The organism is Telmatobacter sp. DSM 110680, assembly GCF_039994875.1.
Classification (GTDB): Bacteria; Acidobacteriota; Terriglobia; order Terriglobales; family Acidobacteriaceae; genus Telmatobacter.
This window is the reverse complement of sequence record NZ_CP121196.1, coordinates 4519788-4538793: the sequence shown is the minus strand read 5'-3', so window position 1 is coordinate 4538793 and position 19006 is coordinate 4519788. Positions and strand designations below refer to the sequence as shown.

General features: G+C 56.8%; 20 protein-coding genes. 7 read left to right on the top strand and 13 right to left on the bottom strand.

The annotated features are described in order from the left end of the window. Positions 1 to 26: 26 nt before the first annotated feature. The 3 genes from P8935_RS18700 to P8935_RS18690 all read right to left on the bottom strand — a co-directional run bounded on the left by P8935_RS18700 (position 27) and on the right by P8935_RS18690 (position 2348). Complete coding sequence (locus tag P8935_RS18700; RefSeq protein WP_348261822.1) at positions 27 to 1211, bottom strand: glycoside hydrolase family 172 protein; 1185 nt, start codon at positions 1209 to 1211, stop codon at positions 27 to 29. Between the two features lie 223 nt (positions 1212 to 1434). Then, positions 1435 to 1995: a hypothetical protein gene (locus P8935_RS18695; protein ID WP_348261821.1), complete on the bottom strand. Its 561-nt coding sequence runs from the start codon at positions 1993 to 1995 to the stop codon at positions 1435 to 1437. Then, on the bottom strand, positions 1992 to 2348 hold the full coding sequence (locus P8935_RS18690; RefSeq protein ID WP_348261820.1) for a hypothetical protein: 357 nt from the start codon (positions 2346 to 2348) through the stop codon (positions 1992 to 1994). The genes P8935_RS18695 and P8935_RS18690 overlap by 4 nt, the downstream gene beginning before the upstream one ends. Before the next feature lie 67 nt (positions 2349 to 2415). On the opposite strand from P8935_RS18690, the gene P8935_RS18685 reads away from it, so the two are divergent. Next, positions 2416 to 3666 carry an Nramp family divalent metal transporter gene (locus tag P8935_RS18685; RefSeq protein WP_348261819.1) on the top strand — a complete coding sequence of 417 codons (1251 nt, stop codon included), beginning with the start codon at positions 2416 to 2418 and terminating at the stop codon, positions 3664 to 3666. Between the two features lie 121 nt (positions 3667 to 3787). After that, positions 3788 to 4816 (top strand): aldehyde reductase, encoded by a 1029-nt coding sequence (locus P8935_RS18680; RefSeq protein WP_348261818.1) that lies wholly within the window; start codon positions 3788 to 3790, stop codon positions 4814 to 4816. A 38-nt stretch (positions 4817 to 4854) separates the two neighbouring features. Here P8935_RS18680 and P8935_RS18675 read toward each other — a convergent pair whose 3' ends face one another. The 3 genes from P8935_RS18675 to P8935_RS18665 all read right to left on the bottom strand — a co-directional run bounded on the left by P8935_RS18675 (position 4855) and on the right by P8935_RS18665 (position 7090). After that, positions 4855 to 5694 (bottom strand): hypothetical protein, encoded by an 840-nt coding sequence (locus tag P8935_RS18675; RefSeq protein ID WP_348261817.1) that lies wholly within the window; start codon positions 5692 to 5694, stop codon positions 4855 to 4857. Positions 5695 to 5790: 96 nt separating this feature from the next. Further along, positions 5791 to 6291: a (deoxy)nucleoside triphosphate pyrophosphohydrolase gene (locus tag P8935_RS18670; RefSeq protein ID WP_348261816.1), complete on the bottom strand. Its 501-nt coding sequence runs from the start codon at positions 6289 to 6291 to the stop codon at positions 5791 to 5793. Positions 6292 to 6340: 49 nt separating this feature from the next. After that, complete coding sequence (locus P8935_RS18665; protein WP_348261815.1) at positions 6341 to 7090, bottom strand: haloacid dehalogenase-like hydrolase; 750 nt, start codon at positions 7088 to 7090, stop codon at positions 6341 to 6343. A 95-nt stretch (positions 7091 to 7185) separates the two neighbouring features. Here P8935_RS18665 and P8935_RS18660 point away from each other — a divergent pair, with 95 nt between their 5' ends. From P8935_RS18660 to P8935_RS18645, 4 genes are all read left to right on the top strand, one after another. Then, a complete protein-coding gene (locus P8935_RS18660) occupies positions 7186 to 7680 on the top strand; it encodes a rhodanese-like domain-containing protein (RefSeq protein WP_348261814.1) in 495 nt (164 codons plus the stop codon). Positions 7681 to 7683: 3 nt separating this feature from the next. Beyond that, positions 7684 to 8211 carry a TlpA disulfide reductase family protein gene (locus tag P8935_RS18655; protein WP_348261813.1) on the top strand — a complete coding sequence of 176 codons (528 nt, stop codon included), beginning with the start codon at positions 7684 to 7686 and terminating at the stop codon, positions 8209 to 8211. A gap of 114 nt (positions 8212 to 8325) precedes the next feature. Next, positions 8326 to 9387: a tyrosine recombinase gene (locus P8935_RS18650; protein WP_348261812.1), complete on the top strand. Its 1062-nt coding sequence runs from the start codon at positions 8326 to 8328 to the stop codon at positions 9385 to 9387. Further along, a complete protein-coding gene (locus P8935_RS18645) occupies positions 9384 to 10391 on the top strand; it encodes a tyrosine-type recombinase/integrase (protein ID WP_348261811.1) in 1008 nt (335 codons plus the stop codon). Before P8935_RS18650 ends, P8935_RS18645 begins: the two co-directional genes overlap by 4 nt. Before the next feature lie 18 nt (positions 10392 to 10409). Here the strand turns inward: P8935_RS18645 and P8935_RS18640 are convergent, their stop codons facing one another. The 5 genes from P8935_RS18640 to argJ all read right to left on the bottom strand — a co-directional run bounded on the left by P8935_RS18640 (position 10410) and on the right by argJ (position 16737). Further along, entirely contained in the window at positions 10410 to 11978 is a 1569-nt protein-coding gene (locus P8935_RS18640) for a protein adenylyltransferase SelO (RefSeq protein WP_348261810.1), read from the bottom strand. A 56-nt stretch (positions 11979 to 12034) separates the two neighbouring features. Then, positions 12035 to 12451 (bottom strand): bleomycin resistance family protein, encoded by a 417-nt coding sequence (locus P8935_RS18635; protein WP_348261809.1) that lies wholly within the window; start codon positions 12449 to 12451, stop codon positions 12035 to 12037. A 94-nt stretch (positions 12452 to 12545) separates the two neighbouring features. Continuing rightward, positions 12546 to 14384, bottom strand: coding sequence for a capsule assembly Wzi family protein (locus P8935_RS18630; protein ID WP_348261808.1), 1839 nt, complete (start codon positions 14382 to 14384; stop codon positions 12546 to 12548). Positions 14385 to 14477: 93 nt separating this feature from the next. Next, entirely contained in the window at positions 14478 to 15434 is a 957-nt protein-coding gene (locus tag P8935_RS18625) for a thiamine pyrophosphate-dependent enzyme (protein WP_348261807.1), read from the bottom strand. A 61-nt stretch (positions 15435 to 15495) separates the two neighbouring features. Further along, a complete protein-coding gene (gene argJ, locus P8935_RS18620) occupies positions 15496 to 16737 on the bottom strand; it encodes a bifunctional glutamate N-acetyltransferase/amino-acid acetyltransferase ArgJ (RefSeq protein ID WP_348261806.1) in 1242 nt (413 codons plus the stop codon). Positions 16738 to 16834: 97 nt separating this feature from the next. On the opposite strand from argJ, the gene P8935_RS18615 reads away from it, so the two are divergent. Beyond that, entirely contained in the window at positions 16835 to 17659 is an 825-nt protein-coding gene (locus tag P8935_RS18615; RefSeq protein WP_348261805.1) for an ATP-binding cassette domain-containing protein, read from the top strand. A gap of 36 nt (positions 17660 to 17695) precedes the next feature. Here P8935_RS18615 and P8935_RS18610 read toward each other — a convergent pair whose 3' ends face one another. Together P8935_RS18610 and P8935_RS18605 are read right to left on the bottom strand one after the other, a co-directional pair. Continuing rightward, complete coding sequence (locus P8935_RS18610; RefSeq protein WP_348261804.1) at positions 17696 to 18361, bottom strand: DUF664 domain-containing protein; 666 nt, start codon at positions 18359 to 18361, stop codon at positions 17696 to 17698. Between the two features lie 113 nt (positions 18362 to 18474). Then, positions 18475 to 18942, bottom strand: a complete 468-nt coding sequence (locus P8935_RS18605) for a hypothetical protein (protein WP_348261803.1) — start codon at positions 18940 to 18942, stop codon at positions 18475 to 18477. Positions 18943 to 19006: the final 64 nt, after the last annotated feature.

Sequence of the window (19006 nt, the reverse complement as noted above, 5' to 3'; positions counted from 1 at the left end):
ACTTTCTGGTTGTCTAACCAGCGCGATTAGCTCGACATCACTACCTTGGGCACGCGTACCTCGGAAGGTGGAAGCGCGGGGAATTCAGCATGGGGCTCGGTCTGGTACCAGTAAGCGACAGAATAGAAGTTGTCGGCGCGATCGTTGGCATGGCCGTGCTCAATGGTCGCCTTGATGGATTTGTCAAAGGTGATGAAGCTTTCTGTGTGCCAGCGGTAGAGGCAGTAGCGGCCACCGGTGCGCTCGGGATCAACGATGTATGGCGCGCCCTGCCGCATATTGGCGAATGCGCTGCCATAAAAGTCCCATGCACCGTTGTAGTAATCCTCAGTTCCGGTGCCGTTAATGGTGGGCTGCGTGTCTCCGTCAATGAAGAACATATCGTCGCCTTCGCCGAACCAGCCGTCGGCGTTCTGCTCGACTGCTTGCGTCACGCCTACAAAATGACCGCGACCGGTAGCTTCGAGGAAGATGTAGTTGTCCTGGCCGTTTAAGTTTTTGTCGCCATTGGCTGATTTTTTGCATGGTGCAGCCTGGCGATATTGGGCATGGAAGCGGCCCAGCCCGGCGGGCAGTGTTTGCACCGCGGTGTAGTCAATGGCGTAGTAGAGATTGTTGGTGCGGACCTTGCCCTCATTAGTGAGCGTGATTTTGGCGGCGGTGTCGAAGGGCATCTGGAAGTAAGCATTCAACGCCTTCATGGGAGCAACGACGAGCAACGCGGATTGATACACGAAGTATTCGCCAAGCCCAAGGCCATAGAAGTCACCGATGGGAGCTTCGATGGATGGCGAAGTTTCTCCGTCCCACCATGCGCGCAGAACCAGGTTTTTCAGGTGCATTGGATCCGGCGAATTGATGGTGAACCAGATGTGGGTGATTACGCCGGGGCCTTTGACGTCGAGCAGAGTGGCCGTCGCACCGGGTTCCACGGGCATGAAGTCTGCATTGCCGCCGGTGCGATCCCAACTCGACGAGCGCCGGCATTTGTAGTCGCGCAAGCGCGCCATGGAGAAGAGCGCTTCAGGTGCGGGCGGCGGGGTTGGAGCAGGAACTTCGGGCGTTTTCTTTGTTGTTGCGGCTGCTGAGCCGGTGGCGTTGAGGCCGAGGAGAGCCCCAGCAACGGCTAGGTTGCCGAGCATTTTGCGCCGGGTCGGAGCGGCGTTGGACTCAGTGGCGATGAGTTTATCGGAGAGATTTTCGTTGGGCATTGTGCTGCTCCTTAGTTGCAGGAAAAAATGGAGTGCTCAGCAAAGACTCTCCAATATAGCAGGGCTGAACCGTCGTTGATTTGGTGTTTTAGACCATCAAGGAAAGGTTCGTTGCGGCCCTACGTGACGGGCGGGCCCGTGCCGGAGTGATTGCCAGGATTTTATCCTGAGCTATTTTCGATTGCTCCCTACTGGAGCGGACGTTAGCGCGGAATGCCGCCTTTCATTTTCGAGAAGCAAGATATGCGTCGATGGCTTTTTGCCAATCCTGCGCGGCGGTTTTGTCGGTCGCGGTGAAGGCGGTAACGTGGTCGTTTCCTTCGGGCGTCAGAGCCGTCCGTGTATAGACGACGTGGACGCCGGTGCTGCGCGTGCCGGTTGGCGTGAAGCGCACATCGATAGTGGTGACCATGATATCGGGGATGAAGTAGGCGTATTGGAAGTGATGCGCCTCGAGATCGAAAAGCGTGTTGACCCAGACAGCGGCCACGGAGCCGTGACGGATTGTGAAGACGGCTCCCTGCTCGTCGTGCGCGGGTTGCGGGTGGAGAAACTGTGGATCCCAATGTTTGCCCGCCCAGGGCCTCTCGCCTTCAGGCCCGAACAGTGGGGCGGCTTCCGCATAGGGTAGCGAAACGACGATGTCGAATGCCGTCTGCGTGCGGAGGAGTTGCTGTGCAGGTGCGCCGGATTGACTTACAGCGCACTGACCTAAAGGAGAGATTCCAAGTGCCGTGGCGGCAGCAATGCATGCTGCGACTGGAGTTGTCAGCGGAGATTTCATCGTTTGCGCTCCTTGAGGTGGTGGCTGTCGGCGGCTTTCAGGGTCATGCCGTACAGCGATTTGAACTGCTCGATTTCTTTAAGAGTTTGCGGCGAAAAGGGCGCTTTGCCTTCGAATGCGTGAAGCACGATGCCCTCCAGCAAATCGCCAAGAGTCATGTCTTTCTGCTCGGCAATGCCTTTGAGGACCTTGAGCATGCGTTTTTCAAGGCGTACGCCGGTCTGGACGCGCTCAACTTCGACGACGGTGTGTTCTTGTTTTTCCTGTACCATGCGTACCAATGTACCAAAGTACATAAATAAACACAAACATATTTCAGAGCGGGCGATGGATGCCGGGTCGTCACTCGCCAATCGGCGCGATGCCTGTTATGGTCGTGGAGGCAGAAGAAGAATGACCCCACCATAGGAACCCGAGGGCATGTGGAAGCGCTGGCGAATCCGGATACTGCTGTTTCTGGCCGTTCTCGGCCCCGGATTTATTACAGCGAACGTTGATAACGACTCCGGCGGGATTCTCACCTATTCCCAGGCAGGCGCGCAGTACGGCTACTCCCTGCTCTGGACCATGATTCCCATTACGCTTGCGCTGATTGTTGTGCAGGAGATGTGCGCCCGTATGGGTGTCGTCACTGGCAAGGGCCTGAGCGACCTTATCCGAGAAGAATTCGGATTGCGGCTTACGTTTGTGCTGATGTTGGTGCTGGTGTTTGTGAACTACACCAATGTGGTGACGGAGTTCATCGGCATCGCTGGATCGCTTCACCTGTTTCATGTCGACAAGTTTTTCAGCGTGCCGATCTGCGCCATACTTGTGTGGTTCATGGTCGTGAAGGGGAACTACAAAAGCACAGAAAAGATCTTTCTAGTCGCCTCCGTGGTCTACATTGCTTACATCTTTGCGGGCGTGTTGTCGCAACCGAGTTGGCATGATGCACTGCTGGCGACAGTAAAGTTGCCCGACAAAAGCGTGTGGGGCCAGAAAGCTTACATGTACATGGCGATCGGGATCGTGGGCACGACGATTGCGCCGTGGATGCAGTTTTATCTACAGTCCTCCGTGGTAGAGAAGGGGATTCGCGTCAAGGATTATTCAGCGTCTCGGCTCGACGTAATTGTCGGAAGTATGTTCACGGATATTGTTGCGTGGTTCATTGTGGTGGCCTGCGCGGCGACGCTGTTTGTGCACGGGATGGGGGCAATCACGGTAGCGGCGGATGCGGCCGAAGCCATGCGGCCGCTAGCGGGCGATTATGCATTTATTCTCTTTGCGTTTGGGCTCTTTAATGCGTCATTGTTCGCTGCGTCGATTCTGCCATTGTCCACGTCGTACACGGTCTGCGAGGGGCTGGGCTTGGAGTCGGGAGTCGACAAGAATTTTAAAGAGGCGCCTACTTTTTATTGGCTCTACACGCTGTTGATCGCCGGCGGCGCTCTTACGGTGCTGGTATTGCCGGATGCGCAGCTGATCAACTTCGCGATCCTTTCGCAGGTGTTAAACGGCGTGCTGCTGCCGGTGGTGATCATCCTCATGCTTCTCCTGATCAATCGCCAGGATCTGATGGGCAAGCACAAGAACTCGTTTTTGTGGAATGTGGTGGCGTGGAGTACAAGCCTTATTGTGATCGGCATGACGGGCGTGATGCTGTGGGGCATGATTCCCGGCCACTAAGGACAGTTCGCGGTTCAAAGTTTACAGTTATGCCCCAGTTGCGACCAGCTTTCTGCCTGGGTCTGCTGAAAAGCATTGGAGCGCTAGGGCGCTTTGAGCATCGAAAGGCTAGGAGCGAACAATGAGTACGGTTTTGGTTACGGGCGGATCGGGATTTATTGCGAGCCATACTATTCTGCAACTGTTGGCTGCTGGTCACCAAGTCCGCACGACGGTCCGCAGCCTTTCCCGCGAGGCAGACGTGCGTGCCATGCTGAAGCGCGGAGGAGCCGAAACCGGCGGCCGGCTTCAATTCGTCGCAGCAGATTTGACGAGCGATGCGGGTTGGCCGGCGGCCGTAGCAGGCTGCGAGTTTGTGCTGCACATGGCATCGCCGTTTCCGGCCTCGGTGCCCAAGCATGAAGATGAGTTGATTGTTCCCGCGCGCGATGGAGCGTTGCGGGTGTTGCGCGCGGCGCGCGATGCAGGAGTGAAGCGTGTTGTACTAACGTCCTCGTTTGCGGCAGTCGGCTATGGGCATCCGTCGCAGGAGGTGACTTTTACCGAGAAGGACTGGACCGATCCCAACGGGGCCGATGTGATGCCCTACACAAAATCGAAGACGCTGGCAGAGCGTGCGGCGTGGGACTTTATCGCGCGCGAGGGCCGCGGACTTGAGTTGTCGGTTGTGAACCCCGTTGGAGTTTTTGGGCCTGTGCTGGGTCCGGATTATGCCACCTCGATTCTGCTGGTCCAGCGCATGATGGATGGCGCGCTGCCGGGCTTGCCGCGGATGTGTTTTGGCGTCGTCGACGTACGCGACGTGGCGGACCTGCATCTGCGAGCGATGACAGATCCAGCGGCCAATGGCGAGCGATTCCTTGCTGTAGCCGGAGACTTCATGTGGATACAGGAGATCGCCACCACTTTGAAAGCACGCCTTGGCGATGCAGCAAAGCGTGTTCCGACGCGGCAGTTGCCCAACTGGCTGGTGAGGCTAGCAGCTATGCGTGATCCGGCCGTGAAGCAGATTATTCCGGAACTCGGCAAATGGAAGAATGCCACCAGCGAAAAGGCGCAACGCATTCTGGGATGGAAGCCGCGTTCGCGCGAAGACAGCGTATTGGCAACCGCTCAGAGCTTGATCGATCTGGGATTGTTAAAGAAGTAGCGAAGGGGTAATTGGGCTTGTTGCTCCGCAACTGATTCTCAGGGTTGAGATGAATCTGGCGATGCGGCCTTCTTTTCTTCATTGTCTTTGCGGGTCTGCATGGCTTTATGCGCCCACTCTTTTGCCTTGGCCACATCGTCGTCGCGCAGCGTGGGGTTCGGGTAATCGATGTCGGCCTTGCGGCGGTAGACGAGATTCAGATAGGCCATGGCGTCATCGTAGTTGGGTCGCTCGTCGATTGCCCGAGTGAGGTACTGAAGACCTTCTTCAACCAATGCGCTGTTCTGGCGGGCTATCGATTCGAGCGCCTCAGGCGGCGCCGTGCGGTTGCCCTCACCGTCATCCTGCAAACCGACTGCGGTGAGTGCGGCTAATGCATGTTGGTGGGCCTGGGTCCAGTCGATTACGCCGATAGTGTACGCAGCTTCCCAGTCTTTGGGATCTTCGGCCAGCACTTTCATTTGCCATTCGCGGGCGTCGTCGAACTTCTTGATGCTGAAGTAAACAGCGGCCACCTGTTTAATGCTGTTGATGTCGTGCGAATTCTGTGCGAGCACTAGCGCGAAGTTCTCGATGGAGTCACTGGCTGTTTTTAAATTTTCGGGCGTATCAAGACCGGGCACCACATTCTGCGCCAGCGCGGTGGCCAAATAGGCCCGCGCCATGGTGAGACACGGCGCCACCTTGGTGGCTTTCTGAAAATGATCGATTGCCTCGGAGTAGCGAGCGCTTTTGTAGGCTTCGACTCCCAAATTCATCTCGGTTGTGGCTGCTTCATCAGAGGAGCCGAGACAGTTGGTAGTTTGTGCCGACGAGAAGATGCTGAACATCAAAAGCGAAGCTGCAGCGATCAGAACAAATCGCAACCGAAATTTCATTATGCAAGCCCTCTGGAACAGATGGTCTATATTTCGACGGAACGAACCATCATATTCCAGAAATTCGGGCGGTTGCCGTGAAGGGGATGTTGTGGACTAGAGCAGCTTGCCCGCGGCAAGATCGCGGATGAGTCCACGGTCGGCCGCGAGGAATTCGTACTCGGGAAGTTCTTCGAGCTTGACCCATTTGAATTGATGGAAGATTTTGTTTTCGAGCTCGCCCTCGAAAGAGGGAATCGCGAAGAACTGCAAGTCGACGGCGCCTCCATGACGGTAGTTATGGCGGATGTGGGTTACACGCGGTCCGATGGTGGCGCGAATACCAAGCTCTTCCTGCAATTCGCGGACCAGGGCTTGCTCGGGGCTTTCGCCTGATTCAATCTTTCCGCCAGGGAATTCCCATTGCAGCGCCATCGGCTGGTCGGCGCGGCGCTGGCAAATGAGGACCAGCCCGTCGCGAACAAGAAGCCCCGCGACAACAAAACGAAGCGCTGGACCCGCGGGGCGCGAATTTGGGATGGGCTGCGGTTCTTCCACAAATCTAGTGTAAACGGTTGCTTCGATCGAGGAAGTGACGGCTAACGCTCCGGATTTCATGCGCTGAAATGACGGCAAAGTAATTTTGTGCAGTGAGTTAGAGCGAGTTTTATTCTCCGGCAATGACAGGCGGCGCTTCGGCAGCTTCGCGCGGACGAAAATATCCCCAGCCGCGTTTCGCGCATTCCGTAAGCAGAGCAGACGATGGATTCACAGGAAATGCATTTGCTGCAATCTCCAGCATCGCCAAGTCATGAAGGGAGTTTCCGAACACCGCATCGGGGCGGGGAATGCCGACGCGCCGCAAGGCAGTCGCTTTTGCGGGACCGGTAGGCACGTCAACCAATTCTGCGGTAATCAGGCCATCAAGGACTTTGACTTCGGCGGCTAGGACGCGCTCCTCAGGGATGCCGAAGGATCGGACGCCTTCGCTCACGACCCATTTGTTGGTGGAGCTGACGGCCCACAGTTCGACGTTGGCATTGCGCAGCTTCGCCACCAAAGCCGCAACCTCGGCGAAGATATGAGGTTGCACGTGCTCGTTGAAGTAGCTCGCGGCAGCCTTGCGAAGTTCCTGCTCTCGCAGTCCGGAGTAAATCTGCACCATCTCGCCGCAGATCTGCAACTCACTTACCTTGCCGGCGACGTAAGCGCGATAGCGAGTGTCCATCCAATCCGTGGTGGAGCGCGATACAAGACCCTGTTCGAGCGACCACACCATAAATCCGTAACCGGAGTCGCCGTTCCAGAGGGTGCCATCGCAATCGAAGATGGCGATTTTGGGCTCGGCTTGGAGAACGAGCTTTTCGAGTTGTTCGGCGGTCCAGCGAGTGCTTTCAACCTGTTGCGTAGATGACAAGCGTTTTCGATCCTTTGTTTAGTGTCCAACTCTATTTTCGTCGATAAGCCCTGCGAGAGGGCACAGCGTTAGAATGAATGGTTACCCCAGGAGTTATGATGCGTCTTAGTTTTTCGTCGAAGGTTATTGTCTTCATTGCGTTTATCGGCTTGTCTCTGGCAGCAGGGGCCCGCGCTCAATCCTCAAATCCTGTGCCTCTCAGCGCCACCACCGTTCCGCAATCCGACCTGATCCAGCCGTCCGAACTGGCGCGCCTGGTAAAGCCAGGTTTTGGCGATCGCCCTGTCGTGCTTCAGGTAGGTTCGTTCGTTATGTTCCAGCAGGCGCATATTCCCAATGCTGGATTCGCGGGCCCGGGCTCACAGGCAAATGGGATGATCCTGCTGAAGAAATTTTCGGCGCCACTCTCAAAAAAGCAACTCATCGTGATTTATTGCGGTTGCTGCCCATGGAGTAAGTGTCCCAACATTGGGCCAGCCTACAAGCAACTCCACGATCTCGGGTTCACCAACGTGAAGGCACTCTACATCGCGAACAATTTCGGCGACGACTGGGTGGCAAAGGGCTACCCGACAGAGAAGGGCGAGTAGCGGTTGAACGATTGCCGCCGTCCGAGCATGGGCTTTCTCAAATATCTTCGATGGACAATCTGCATGGCGATGATGGTCGCGCACTTCTCCGGCGCCCAGGTGTCGCGGGAACTTGTTCACAAGCCAGCTCCGGTATTTGTTCGCAATGATTTGTCGGGGCGAAAAATTGCTCTGGAGCAGTATCGCGGCAAAGTGGTGTTACTCGATTTCTGGGCGACGTGGTGCGCAGGTTGCCAGGTTGAACTGCCGAAGTTTGTAGCCTGGCAGAAGAAGTATGGAGCCCAGGGATTCAACGTGCTGGCAGTCTCAATGGATGACACCGCGGCGCCGGTGCGCAAAACCGTCCGCCGGTTGCAGCTTGATTTTCCAGTTGTGATGGGCGACGCGCAGCTCGGAGAAGAATATGGCGGCCTTCTTGGCCTTCCTGTGACTTACCTGCTTGATCGGGAAGGCAGGGTCCTCGCAGAGTTCAAGGGCGAGACCAATCTGAACGCAATGGAACGCGCAATTCAGTCCGCCCTTCGTCAGTGACGAGCAACCACGAAAATGAAAAATGCGTTAACGAACTTGATGCCTTGATGAACGAGGTTCGGTAACTCCGCGAGAAAACTCAAGTCACCTGCTTACAAGCAGATAATCAGACCTGTGGGCGTTGAAAACAACCTCGGGCTCTTGAAGGACTATCAGGCATATCTTCGCGTGGAAAAAGGGCTGCGTCCACTCACCTGCGAGGCCTATGACGGCGATCTGAAGACGTTTGCCGAGTTCCTTGAGGGCAGGCAGGGAGTTTTAGTCACCGCGGCGCAGCAGGACGTTGCAGCGTTCCTCGAACATCTGAGAGAGCACTCAATCGACTCGCGAAGCGCGGCGCGAAAGCTCAGTTGTCTGCGCGGATTTTACAAGTGGCTGCTTCTCGATAAGCGAATCCATCACGATCCCACGCTGAACATCGAATCGCCCAAGGCCTGGAAGGTACTGCCGAAGTCGATGGCGGAGCCCGAAGTGGCGGAGATGTTGGAGCGCGCTGCCATGGTTGCATCGCATCCGCAGGCGCAGGCCACGGCATTCCGCGACCAGGCAATTCTGGAACTGCTGTATGCGGGCGGGTTGCGCGTCTCGGAGATTACCGGGCTAGGCACCAGCGATCTGGCATTGGATGCTGGTCGCGTAATGGTGCGTGGCAAGGGCGACAAGGAGCGGATTGTTCCGCTGGGGCGCACCGCCGTACAGGTATTGGAGACTTACCTGCGTCTGGGGAGACCGCACCTCGCACGCATCAGTACAAAACGGAAAACAAATTTGACCCGCCAGGATGCGACGCGTCTTTTTCTATCACTGCGAGGAATGCCGCTGACACGGCAATGGGTCTGGCACCTCGTCAAGATGGCGAATAAGGATGCGAGCCCGCACAAGTTGCGACATAGTTGTGCCACGCACATGGTGGAGCATGGCGCGGATTTGCGCAGTGTGCAAATGATGTTGGGGCACGCGGATATTTCCACTACGCAGGTGTATACCCACTTGGCGCTGGGCAGGTTAAAGGCAGTTCACCGCGAGCATCATCCCCGCTCAAAGGCAAAGATACGAGCCGAAGAGACCTCGACGGACGTTGCCGTGAAGGGTAGCTCACTGCGCATTATTCACGGGGGCAAAGGCAAGAAACATGTCGAGCTCAAGGATCATGCGAGTCACGAGGAACAGGAATGATCATCAGCGACGCTGAGCAGGACTTGACGGTTCCGACCACTCCGCCGCCGCTTGCCGGTCTCGTGGACGAGTACCTGCGCATGCTTCAGAATGAGCGAGGCTCTTCAGAACACACGCTGCGTGCGTATCGCCGCGAGCTGATGGATTTTGCGGTGTACCTTGCGGAGCGTCACGCTGCCATTGTTTCGGCGGATCAGATCGAACATCTCCACATTCGTACCTACCTCGGCTTGCTGCTGGAACGCGGATTGTCGAAAGCTTCAACCGCACGCGCCCTTGCAGCAATTCGCAGCTGGTTCAAGTGGCTGGCGCGCACTGCTCATGTTCAGCAGAATGTGGCCTCGCTGGTAGCTACGCCGCGATTGCCCAAGCATCTACCGCGCGTGCCGTCGATTGAACAGATGAATCGCGTGATGGACACCGTGGATGACGATGCGGCAAGCTGGCCATCGCGCGATAAGGCCATTCTGGAACTGCTCTACGGATGCGGCATCCGTAATGCCGAATTAACTGGTCTCAATTTGAACGATATTCACTGGGCTAACGAAGCTATCCTTGTCCGCGGCAAAGGACAAAAGCAAAGGCTGGTACCGCTCGGCGATGCGGCAGCCCAGGCGCTTCGCGCGTATCTCGGCGAACGCGCTGCGCGATTAAACGCTAAGTCGGAAGCGAAGTTCGGGACCAAAGGGCCAGCGACTCCAGCATTATTTGTCAGTCTGCAATTGCGCGGGCTCGGCAAGCCCGGTGGAGAAGCGCGTCTGACCACGCGCAGCGTCGGCAGAATCGTGAAGCGGTTGGCGATTTTACGGGGCCTGTCGGCCGACGTGCATCCTCATACGTTGCGTCACGCGTTCGGCACGCATCTGCTCGAAGAGGGCGCAGACCTACGTGCCATCCAGGAACTGCTCGGGCATGAGCGCCTGTCGACGACGCAGCGGTACACGCAGCTCACCACATCGCAGTTGGAAGCGGTGTACGACCGAACTCATCCTCGCGCGCGCTGAGCGATCAAAGAATTGCTGCTACGTGCCGCAAAAAGTCTGGCAAACTCGCTCTTCCGGTTTTGCCGGTACTGAGTAACGAGCCATGTCAGAGCGGTCTTCGTAGGGCCGGGAGAGCACATCGAGAAGCTCCTCGAAGGGATGGAAATCCTGCCTGCTGATTGCAGCGTTGAGCGCCGCTTCTACCATGTGGTTGCGCGGAATGAATGCCGGATTTGCTTTGCGCATCGCCTCGACTCGCTTCTCCGCCGTGATGGATTCTTTTTCCAATCTTTGTCGCCACTTCGTAGCCCATGCATCATAGGAATCGGAATCAGTGAACAGCTCACGCACTCCGGCATCGTTCTTGACACCGCCCGCCGCATCGCACAGTCGCCGAAACGTCAATGTAAAGTCAGCACCGTTAACTCTCATGCGTTCCAGCAAATTCTCTGCCAGCGCAGCGTCTTCCTCGCTCTCGGTAAACATGCCGAGTTTGCGGCGAAGGCCCGTGAGGCGAGCGGCTTCAAACTGGGGCTCGAAAGCAGCGAGCGCTTCGTTGGCCGCGGCCACGGCGGCTTCTTCGCTGCCAGCCTCCTCTGCAATCACCGGTAACAACGCCTCAGCCAGCCTCGTCACGTTCCAATGAGCGATACGGGGTTGATTGCCGTAAGCATAGCGTCCATTCGCGTCGATCGAGCTAAACACCGTAGCGGGATCGTATGCCTCCATAAATGCGCATGGGCCGTAGTCGATGGTCTCCCCGGAGATCGATGTGTTGTCGGTATTCATCACACCATGGACGAAGCCGATCATTAGCCACTGCGCCATCAATTTGGCCTGTCGCGCGATCACGTTATCAAGCAGTGCGCGGATCGGGCGTGCTGCCTTCGATGCATCAGGGTAATGCCGTGCGATTGCGTAGTTGGCCAGAGTGCGCAACCCGTCGATGTCCTGTCGTGCGGCGAAATATTGAAAGGTGCCGACGCGCAGGTGGCTAGCGGCAACTCGCGTAAAAATGGCTCCCGGCAACACCGTCTCGCGTAGCACGCGTTCTCCAGTGATCACTGCAGCGAGGGCGCGCGTGGTCGGCACGCCCAGAGCGGACATTGCTTCACTTACGATGTACTCCCGCAAAACCGGTCCGAGCGCTGCTCTACCGTCGCCGCGCCGCGAAAAGGGTGTCGGCCCCGAGCCTTTCAACTGGATGTCGTAGCGCTCGCCGCCTTCGCCTACTACCTCGCCAAGCAGGATGGCGCGGCCGTCTCCAAGCTGCGGTACAAAATACCCGTACTGGTGACCCGCGTAGGCCAACGCGATTGGCTCCGAACTTTCGGCGATCTTGTTACCTGCCAAAATCTCGACGCCTACCGTGCTCGACAGCGCATCGGGATCAATACCAAGGCTCCGTGCCAGTTCTACGTTCACCTTCACCAGCTGCGGCGCAGCCACCGGGGTCGGGGCCAGCCGCGAAAAGAACCGCTCTGGCAGGCGTGCATAGGTGTTCTGAAAACCGAAATGGACGGGCGCCGCGCTTCGATTTGAGTCGGTTGCGGCCTCGGAAGAGAGCTCCGTTAGGGAGTTGAGGGAAGCGGCGTCGGGGAAGCTCATATCCATTGGATGTGGATTGATTGTATTGGGCTCAAGCGACCGCCAGCTGCGTGCGATTATTCCGGGTCTTCTTCAATCCCCTGGCTGAGCCGGAAAACGTGGCCATCTGGATGGCGTACGTGCATCTCGCGCACACCCCACGGCATGTTCGTAGGAGGCCAGGTGACTTCAATGTTCTCTGCCTGGCAATGCTGGAACGCGGCATCGACGTCTTCGATCCAGATCGACATCCAAACGCCTTTATCGCCTTCTTCGTCGCCGCGCGGTCCGAAGGTCATGGCGACGGCGCTCTTCCCGCGGCCGCCTTGTGCGTTTTCGCAGAGAAAGATTTCGCACGCGCCCGAGCAGACTCCGCCGAAGGTCGGTGGATCACCCCAGTCCCATCCCTTCTTCCAGCCGAGCTTTTCAAACCAGCCAAAACTCTCCTGGATGTTCGACACATTCAGGATCGGGACTAGTCGGTGGGCAAGCATGCAGAAATATTAGCAACAGGCAAATACGACGGCTAGATTCAAGAAGTGATCGACCCGGATAGCGCTTGATCCGGGCCAATGCGACGGGTTGGTATCAGAAGCTGACCTTGCGTTCGGGGAACCAGGTAAGCTTGATCGTTGTGGTGGTCACGGTCTGCTGCCCCGGCAGGTAGATCGGCGCCTTCCAATGTTCGAGCGCGAAGTTGCCATTGATTTCGAAGTCCTTGCCGATGCGCTTCACGGCCTGGAAATTGATGTCGTTCAAGGTAGAGCCACCCTCTATCGGATAAGGCGTACCGGGTTTTGTCAGCGTTGTCGATCCGGGAATAAAGTCCTTGGCGGTTTTCTGATTTCTCAGGCCGACCTGGATCCATTCATTGCCGCTGAGATGGTAGGTAAGCCATCCCTGCCCACCTTTGCCTTCGCGCCCAATCCAGTCGCCGAAGATTTGGCCGTTGTTGGTGTAGCCCTGCACCTGGATGGTCTCCCAATACATGAAGCGGCCGTCTACGCTTGTAGAAACCGGCGGATCGGTAGTGGCGGCTTCTGCACGGATATCAAGCTTCGGCACACCGGGAACATGCGAAAGATAAAGTCCTGGACGCCAGGAGGCGCGGCGCGGCGCATCGATGGGGGAAATGTCGTCGTGTACCTCGCCATCGGTATACAGGGTCAGCCATTTGCGCATACCCGGTACGCGATAGGAAAAGTCGAACGATCCAAAACGAGCACCAGGATCGTTGCGACTGAATTTTTCCGTTGCATTCACAGCGGAAAAGCTGAAAAAGCTCTTGAGAAAGGTGTGCAGGGTGATGGGAGCGTGTCCCTTGCCACCCCAGATCACGGTGCGTTCAAAACCAAATTCGAGATTCTCCGTTGGCCGGAAGCTAAGTTTCTCCACGTGAACCCACGGGTCGTTAGGCAGACTGTGGCCTTTGAGAGAGCCAACCAGAAAGTCGTAGCGGAAAGGTCCAGTGAGATACGAAAGACCGGGGATGTGCAGGGGCTCAACTCGATTGATGCGGAAGGAATAGATATTCTCAGCGTTGTTGGAATATGCGAAAGCTCCTCCCATTCCGGGTCCAGTCCAGTCGTCCTGTTTGCCGAACGAAATTTCGTGGTTCAGCACATGCGCAGATGCATAGGCTTCAATTACGCGACCTCGCACCTTTGAGTCGATGGGGCCCATGGGAATGGTCGCCTGGTTATATGGAAGTCCAGTAACAGGGTTTAGGAACGGTGCATTGTCGACGCCCGAAAGAATCTGTGCCATTGCTGGTGAATAGCCGGTCGCTGATGGCGATCCCTGAAACTCCCCGCGTGCGTAAAGCGTGAACCGGCCAGCCGAAGCGTATCCACTAGCGCCGCTGTAGTTGTTGAATCCATTTTGAAATGGACGTCCGTAGTCATTGATCACGGTCTGACCAAGGTGAAAGCTGTCATCCAGCGGAGTTCCCGTAATGTAACGGGACGCTGAGTAGACTGACTCAATTCGCGTCTTGCCCTGGAAGGTGCGGCAGGGTCCCTGCACGTCGGGATGAAGCTCACCGTTGATCGCCTCATAGATTTCCTGCGCTTCGTTCGTGGCTGGATCGTTAGAGTCTTGTGCATCGTCAATGCGTGCCCCGACCTGCTCAAGCATGTGGTCGACGCTGGCACGCGTCCACGGTCGCAAGCCCAAAAAGACGTTGTCTACGTAGCCCAGGCCGTAAAGCCGCAGAATCGCCGGATATATCCAGCTGTCGACGGGGATATAAGGCGAGCCAAGCGATGCCGGTTCACATACTGGTGCTGGACGGCTGGAGTCTGACGCGGCTTGCTCGGCTGCGGGTCTTTCGGCTGCGATAGGGGATGGGTTGAAACTTAGAATTCCTGTCAACACGATCGCGCTTGAGATGACAGAAGCAGTGGCTGCGCGTTTACTTACGCTCATTTCCTCACTTTACCATTCGGGTTCGTCCGGGCGCCGCTATGTCCTTTGTTGCCCAGAAGATAGACAAAGAACGTTTCTTCGATATTAATTTGACTATTGATCAAGGAATCGGGTAGCCAACTCGAGGTCGCGATTGAAGGATGTGACCACCTCGCGGTTGTGCCCCTTTGGTTCGATGCCTTTGCTCTCGAGGTAGATTTCCATGGAGGAAACGGGATCGTTAGAAATCGCATGAATTCCCGATTTCCCGCCGCTCTCAGGCTTAGCGGCCGTGGATACCGCCGATCGACCGACACACCGCAACAGGGTTGCTCCACGCCCTTGCCTTGCGCGGATGATGGCTTCATACGCAACGCGATACACGGCCACAGCGTCATCGGCGTCGACAACGATAGCCGGCAAGCCGTTGACCAGCGCCTCAGGATTTTTCGACTTATCTTTTGGCGCGCTGTTGCTGCCTTCGCTCTCGATTCCTACATAATGTGCGAATACGATGGGGAGTTTTTGGGCAGCGGCCGCTGTCATTACCGTTTGCCACGGCTTGAGCGACTTTGCCGTCGAAGGGAGAATCGCGACAACGATGGCACCTTCTTGCGCCGCCTGCGCTTCAACGGCGCGCTCGCGGACGGTTTCTGGCACCTGTGCTTCATCGCCCGTGAGAATATTTTTCAGACCCAGATCTCCTGCAGCCAGCGCCTGCTGACCGCTGCGTTCCGCGGCCGTTGGAGCCAGTGTCCGAAAGAGATTGTCGAGTGTAACGCCCTTTACAAATGCGGGAAGCCATTCTCCCGGCAAAATGCCGAGCGTGTCATTGGGCTGCAGATCGATGGCGATGCCTGCCGAGGCCGCCTCGCGTCCCGCCGATGCGTGCAGATCAGAATCCAGCTTGCCTTGCTGAAACAGCAAGGTGGCACGCTGCTCAAGCATGCGGCACTTCACCATCGCTGTATAGATGGCGAGCAGTTTCTCATTCGACACCAGCGAGAAACTCTTCTCGGCGGCAACAGGCTTGGCTTTGTGTTCAGTTTTTGCGTTTGGGGTCTTGGCCATGGGCAATTGTGTGGCGCTGCTTTCGCGTTCGAGGATGAATCAACTGCAGATGGGTTAGATGCTAAGTAGTGTAGTCGGCGTTGATCCGAATGTATTCGTGCGTGAGGTCGGTAGTCCAGAACTTGCAGGAGCCCTCGCCCTGGTGAAGATCGATGTTAATAGAAAACTCGGCCTGCTGAATGTAGGCATGGGCAGTTTTCTCATCGTAATCCGCCGCGCGGCCTCCATTACGGCAAATGGCCAGATCACCGAACGAAATGTCGATAGCCTCTGGATCGATCTGTGCACCAGAGTAGCCGATGGCAGCCATTAGCCGTCCCCAGTTGGGATCGCAGCCGGCCCACGCAGTTTTCACAAGCGGCGAATGAGCGATGGCTTTGGCAACACGTAGTGCATCAGCATCGCTGGTGGCGCCGTGGATGCGGAGTTCAACGACATGCGAGACGCCTTCGCCGTCTGCAACGATCTGCCGCGCAAGTGACGTGCACACCTGGTTCAACGCCTCTCCGAATTCGCGATTTCCAGGCCCTACCTGCGCGCCGCTGGCCCCCGACGCGAGCAGAAGCACGGTGTCGTTGGTGGAGGTATCGCCGTCGACGGAGATGCGGTTAAAGCTGACGTCAATCGCTCCGCGTAGATATGAATCCAGCACGTCCGGTTCCACAGCTGCATCAGTCAGGATGTACACCAGCATCGTGGCATGCGGCACGAGTTGCGGATGAATCATTCCCGAACCCTTACCCACAGCGGCTATCCGCACTTCCTGACGGATATCACCCGGCCCATCGATCTCGGGAGTGAGCACTTCGAACCGTGCGAAGGCGGTTTTCTCTATCGTATCGGTAGTGATGATCGCCTCTGCGACTTGCTGAAAATGGTCGGATTGCGAGCCGAGCGTGGATGCCAGGGCCGGCAGTGCTGCGACGAGTTTCTCCGCTGGAAGCGGAACCCCGATAACGCCGGTGGAGGAAGGAAAGACTTCCTCAGGCTTGCAGCCGAAGGTCTCTGCCGCAGCCTTGCACGTGGCACGGGCGGCGTCGATTCCGGCTTGGCCTGCGGCGCAGTTGGCATTTCCGGCATTGATGGCGACTACGCGAACGTAGCCCCCTGTGGCGCGAAGATGCTCTGCGTCGATTAACAGCGGTGCAGCTTTGACGCGATTTCCCGTGAATGCAGCCGCTGCTGAAACAGGTGCATCCGCGACGATCAGCGCAAAGTCAGTGCGGCCGCTCTGCTTCAGTCCGGCTTTGGTTGCTCCGAAGCGGAAGCCGCGGGGAATCACGAATTGTGAGAGGTTGCTCATTAGTTGAATTCTGGTTGGATCGGCTGTGCTGCGGCTTTACCAAAACAAAGGAGTCAATCCATTTAATCTAACAAACGGGGGCACGCGGGGAGGATCGATGGCCGAGAGCCAGAATGAAGCGGCTGGGAATGGCGAGCAGTTTCTAGAACTGGCTCAAGTCAACGTGGCGCGCGGTGATCACGTTGTGCTACACGATGTGAATCTCTCCATACGTGCCGGTGAGCACGTTGCGATTTTGGGCCCGAATGGATGCGGCAAATCCACCCTGATTTTTACCATCACCTGTCAGATTTATCCCATCGTACAGCCGGGAATGCGGGTCCGCATCTTCGGCCGAGAGCGCTGGGATCTGACTCAACTTCGCAAGCACTTCGGCATTGTTGCATCAGGGCTGATGGGCGCGGAATTGCCAGGTGAGCGGACGGCCGTAACGACAGGACTGGACGCGGTCATAGCAGGTTTTTTCTCTGCGTCCACTCTATGGCCGAACCTGCATGTGACGGACGAGATGCGCGAGCGTGCTGCTGAAGCTCTTGAACGGCTCGATGCCATTTACCTCGCAAACCAACTGGTAGGAGAAATGTCGGCAGGCGAGAAGCGGCGCATTTTGATTGCGCGGGCGCTGGTGCATCGTCCGCGTCAGTTGCTGCTCGATGAGCCTTCGAATGCACTGGATCTTGCGGCGCAGCGCGAATTACGCGAGACGCTGCGCCGCCTCGCGCAGGAGGGAACTGGCCTGGTTCTAGTGACGCACCATCTGGGCGACATTCTTCCAGAAATCGAACGCGTAATCCTGATGAGTGGTGGCCGCATTGTAGGAGATGGCCCGCGCGCTGAGATGCTGACCGCGGCGAAGCTGAGTGAACTCTTCAACGCACCGGTGCGAATTGGACGCGATGAAGAATGGTTGCACAGCTGGTGAAGTGGCAGAGACCAATAACTAGAGACTAACGGCCCTCTACGCAGCGCCCCCTGAGCCTGAATCTGGTTTGGCGCCGGGGAGACGTTTACGCAGCAGGGCAATCTGGCCGGTATGGTGTGCTTCGTGCTCGCAAACATGAAACCACTTGCAGAGATTGTTGGTCGGCCCCCACTCCATGTTCTTGTCAACGGCCAGAAACCATGCGTCATCTTTCTTGCGGAATTCCGCCAGGGTCTTCTCGCGGACATCGTGCAGGATGTTGACGTAGTAGTCGCGATCGTGACCCTTGATGGTGGCGCGACCCGCGTCGCCCAGATTCATCGCCGCATCCCATTTCTTCTTGATGTCCTCGGACCATGAATCCCACTTCATTCCGTCAAAAGTATTCATCTGGTAGTACTTTTCAGTTGCGGCAAGGTGAAGCATTAGCGCGCCAATGGTGTTGGCGTTCTTGTCGAACAGAGAATCCAGATCAGCTTGCGTGAGTCCTTTTGTCGCGGCGAGCACGCCATTAACTTCGCGCATCCACGTAAGCTGCGAGACGAATGTGCCAATCTGTGGCGCATAGCCCGGCAGTGGGCCAAGGACGTTGGGTCTGCTGGTGTCGGCGTATGCCGTATCGGGCAGGACTTCGCAAAATCCTACCGCAAGCGCCGCGGCTCCCGCGCCTACGAAGGTTCTGCGCGTGGTAATTGATTTCATAAGGGATCACCTCAGGAGAATCTGGCTCTACGTGTTCCGCGCGGTAAGCAGCGGAAGGCCAGTTTAAATGACACCTGGTGCTCACACGCAAGAATTGAGGTCAGGAACGAACGTCATAGCTGTGCCGCTTTCAATCCCGATTGCTTGCTTTGAGGTTCCTGCTCGTCCGCGTGCTTTGCAGTCAAGATGGCTGCACCCAGGCAGAACACAATCAGCAATTCTGCGATTACGGGACCGGAAAAGAAAAATGTGTATGAGTTCAAAGCCAGCGCCAGATAGCCCATCAAAAAGACAGCCATAATGGGCCGGAGGCATGCCGAATCTGACTTGGCCAGCGACGCCAGCAACCACAAGATTGCAGCGTCCATGGTGAGCGCGACAGTGATGCCCAGACCCATTCCGCGATAGAAGTCGGAGTAACTGCGCATTACTCCAAAAACCTCGAAGCGATATCGCATTGATGCAGCAATCATTGCCGCCTGGCCGGAGGGCGGCTTCCCGAAGACGCCGCCGATGGTGTGGAGAATCGAGTGGATCAACGTGAGAATCGATGCAATGCGCAAATAAAGGACGGACTTCATGCTGTCTCCAATCTGGAATGAACTTGCCGGCTGGATTTGCCCTTTGTTGCGAATCCAGCCGCAA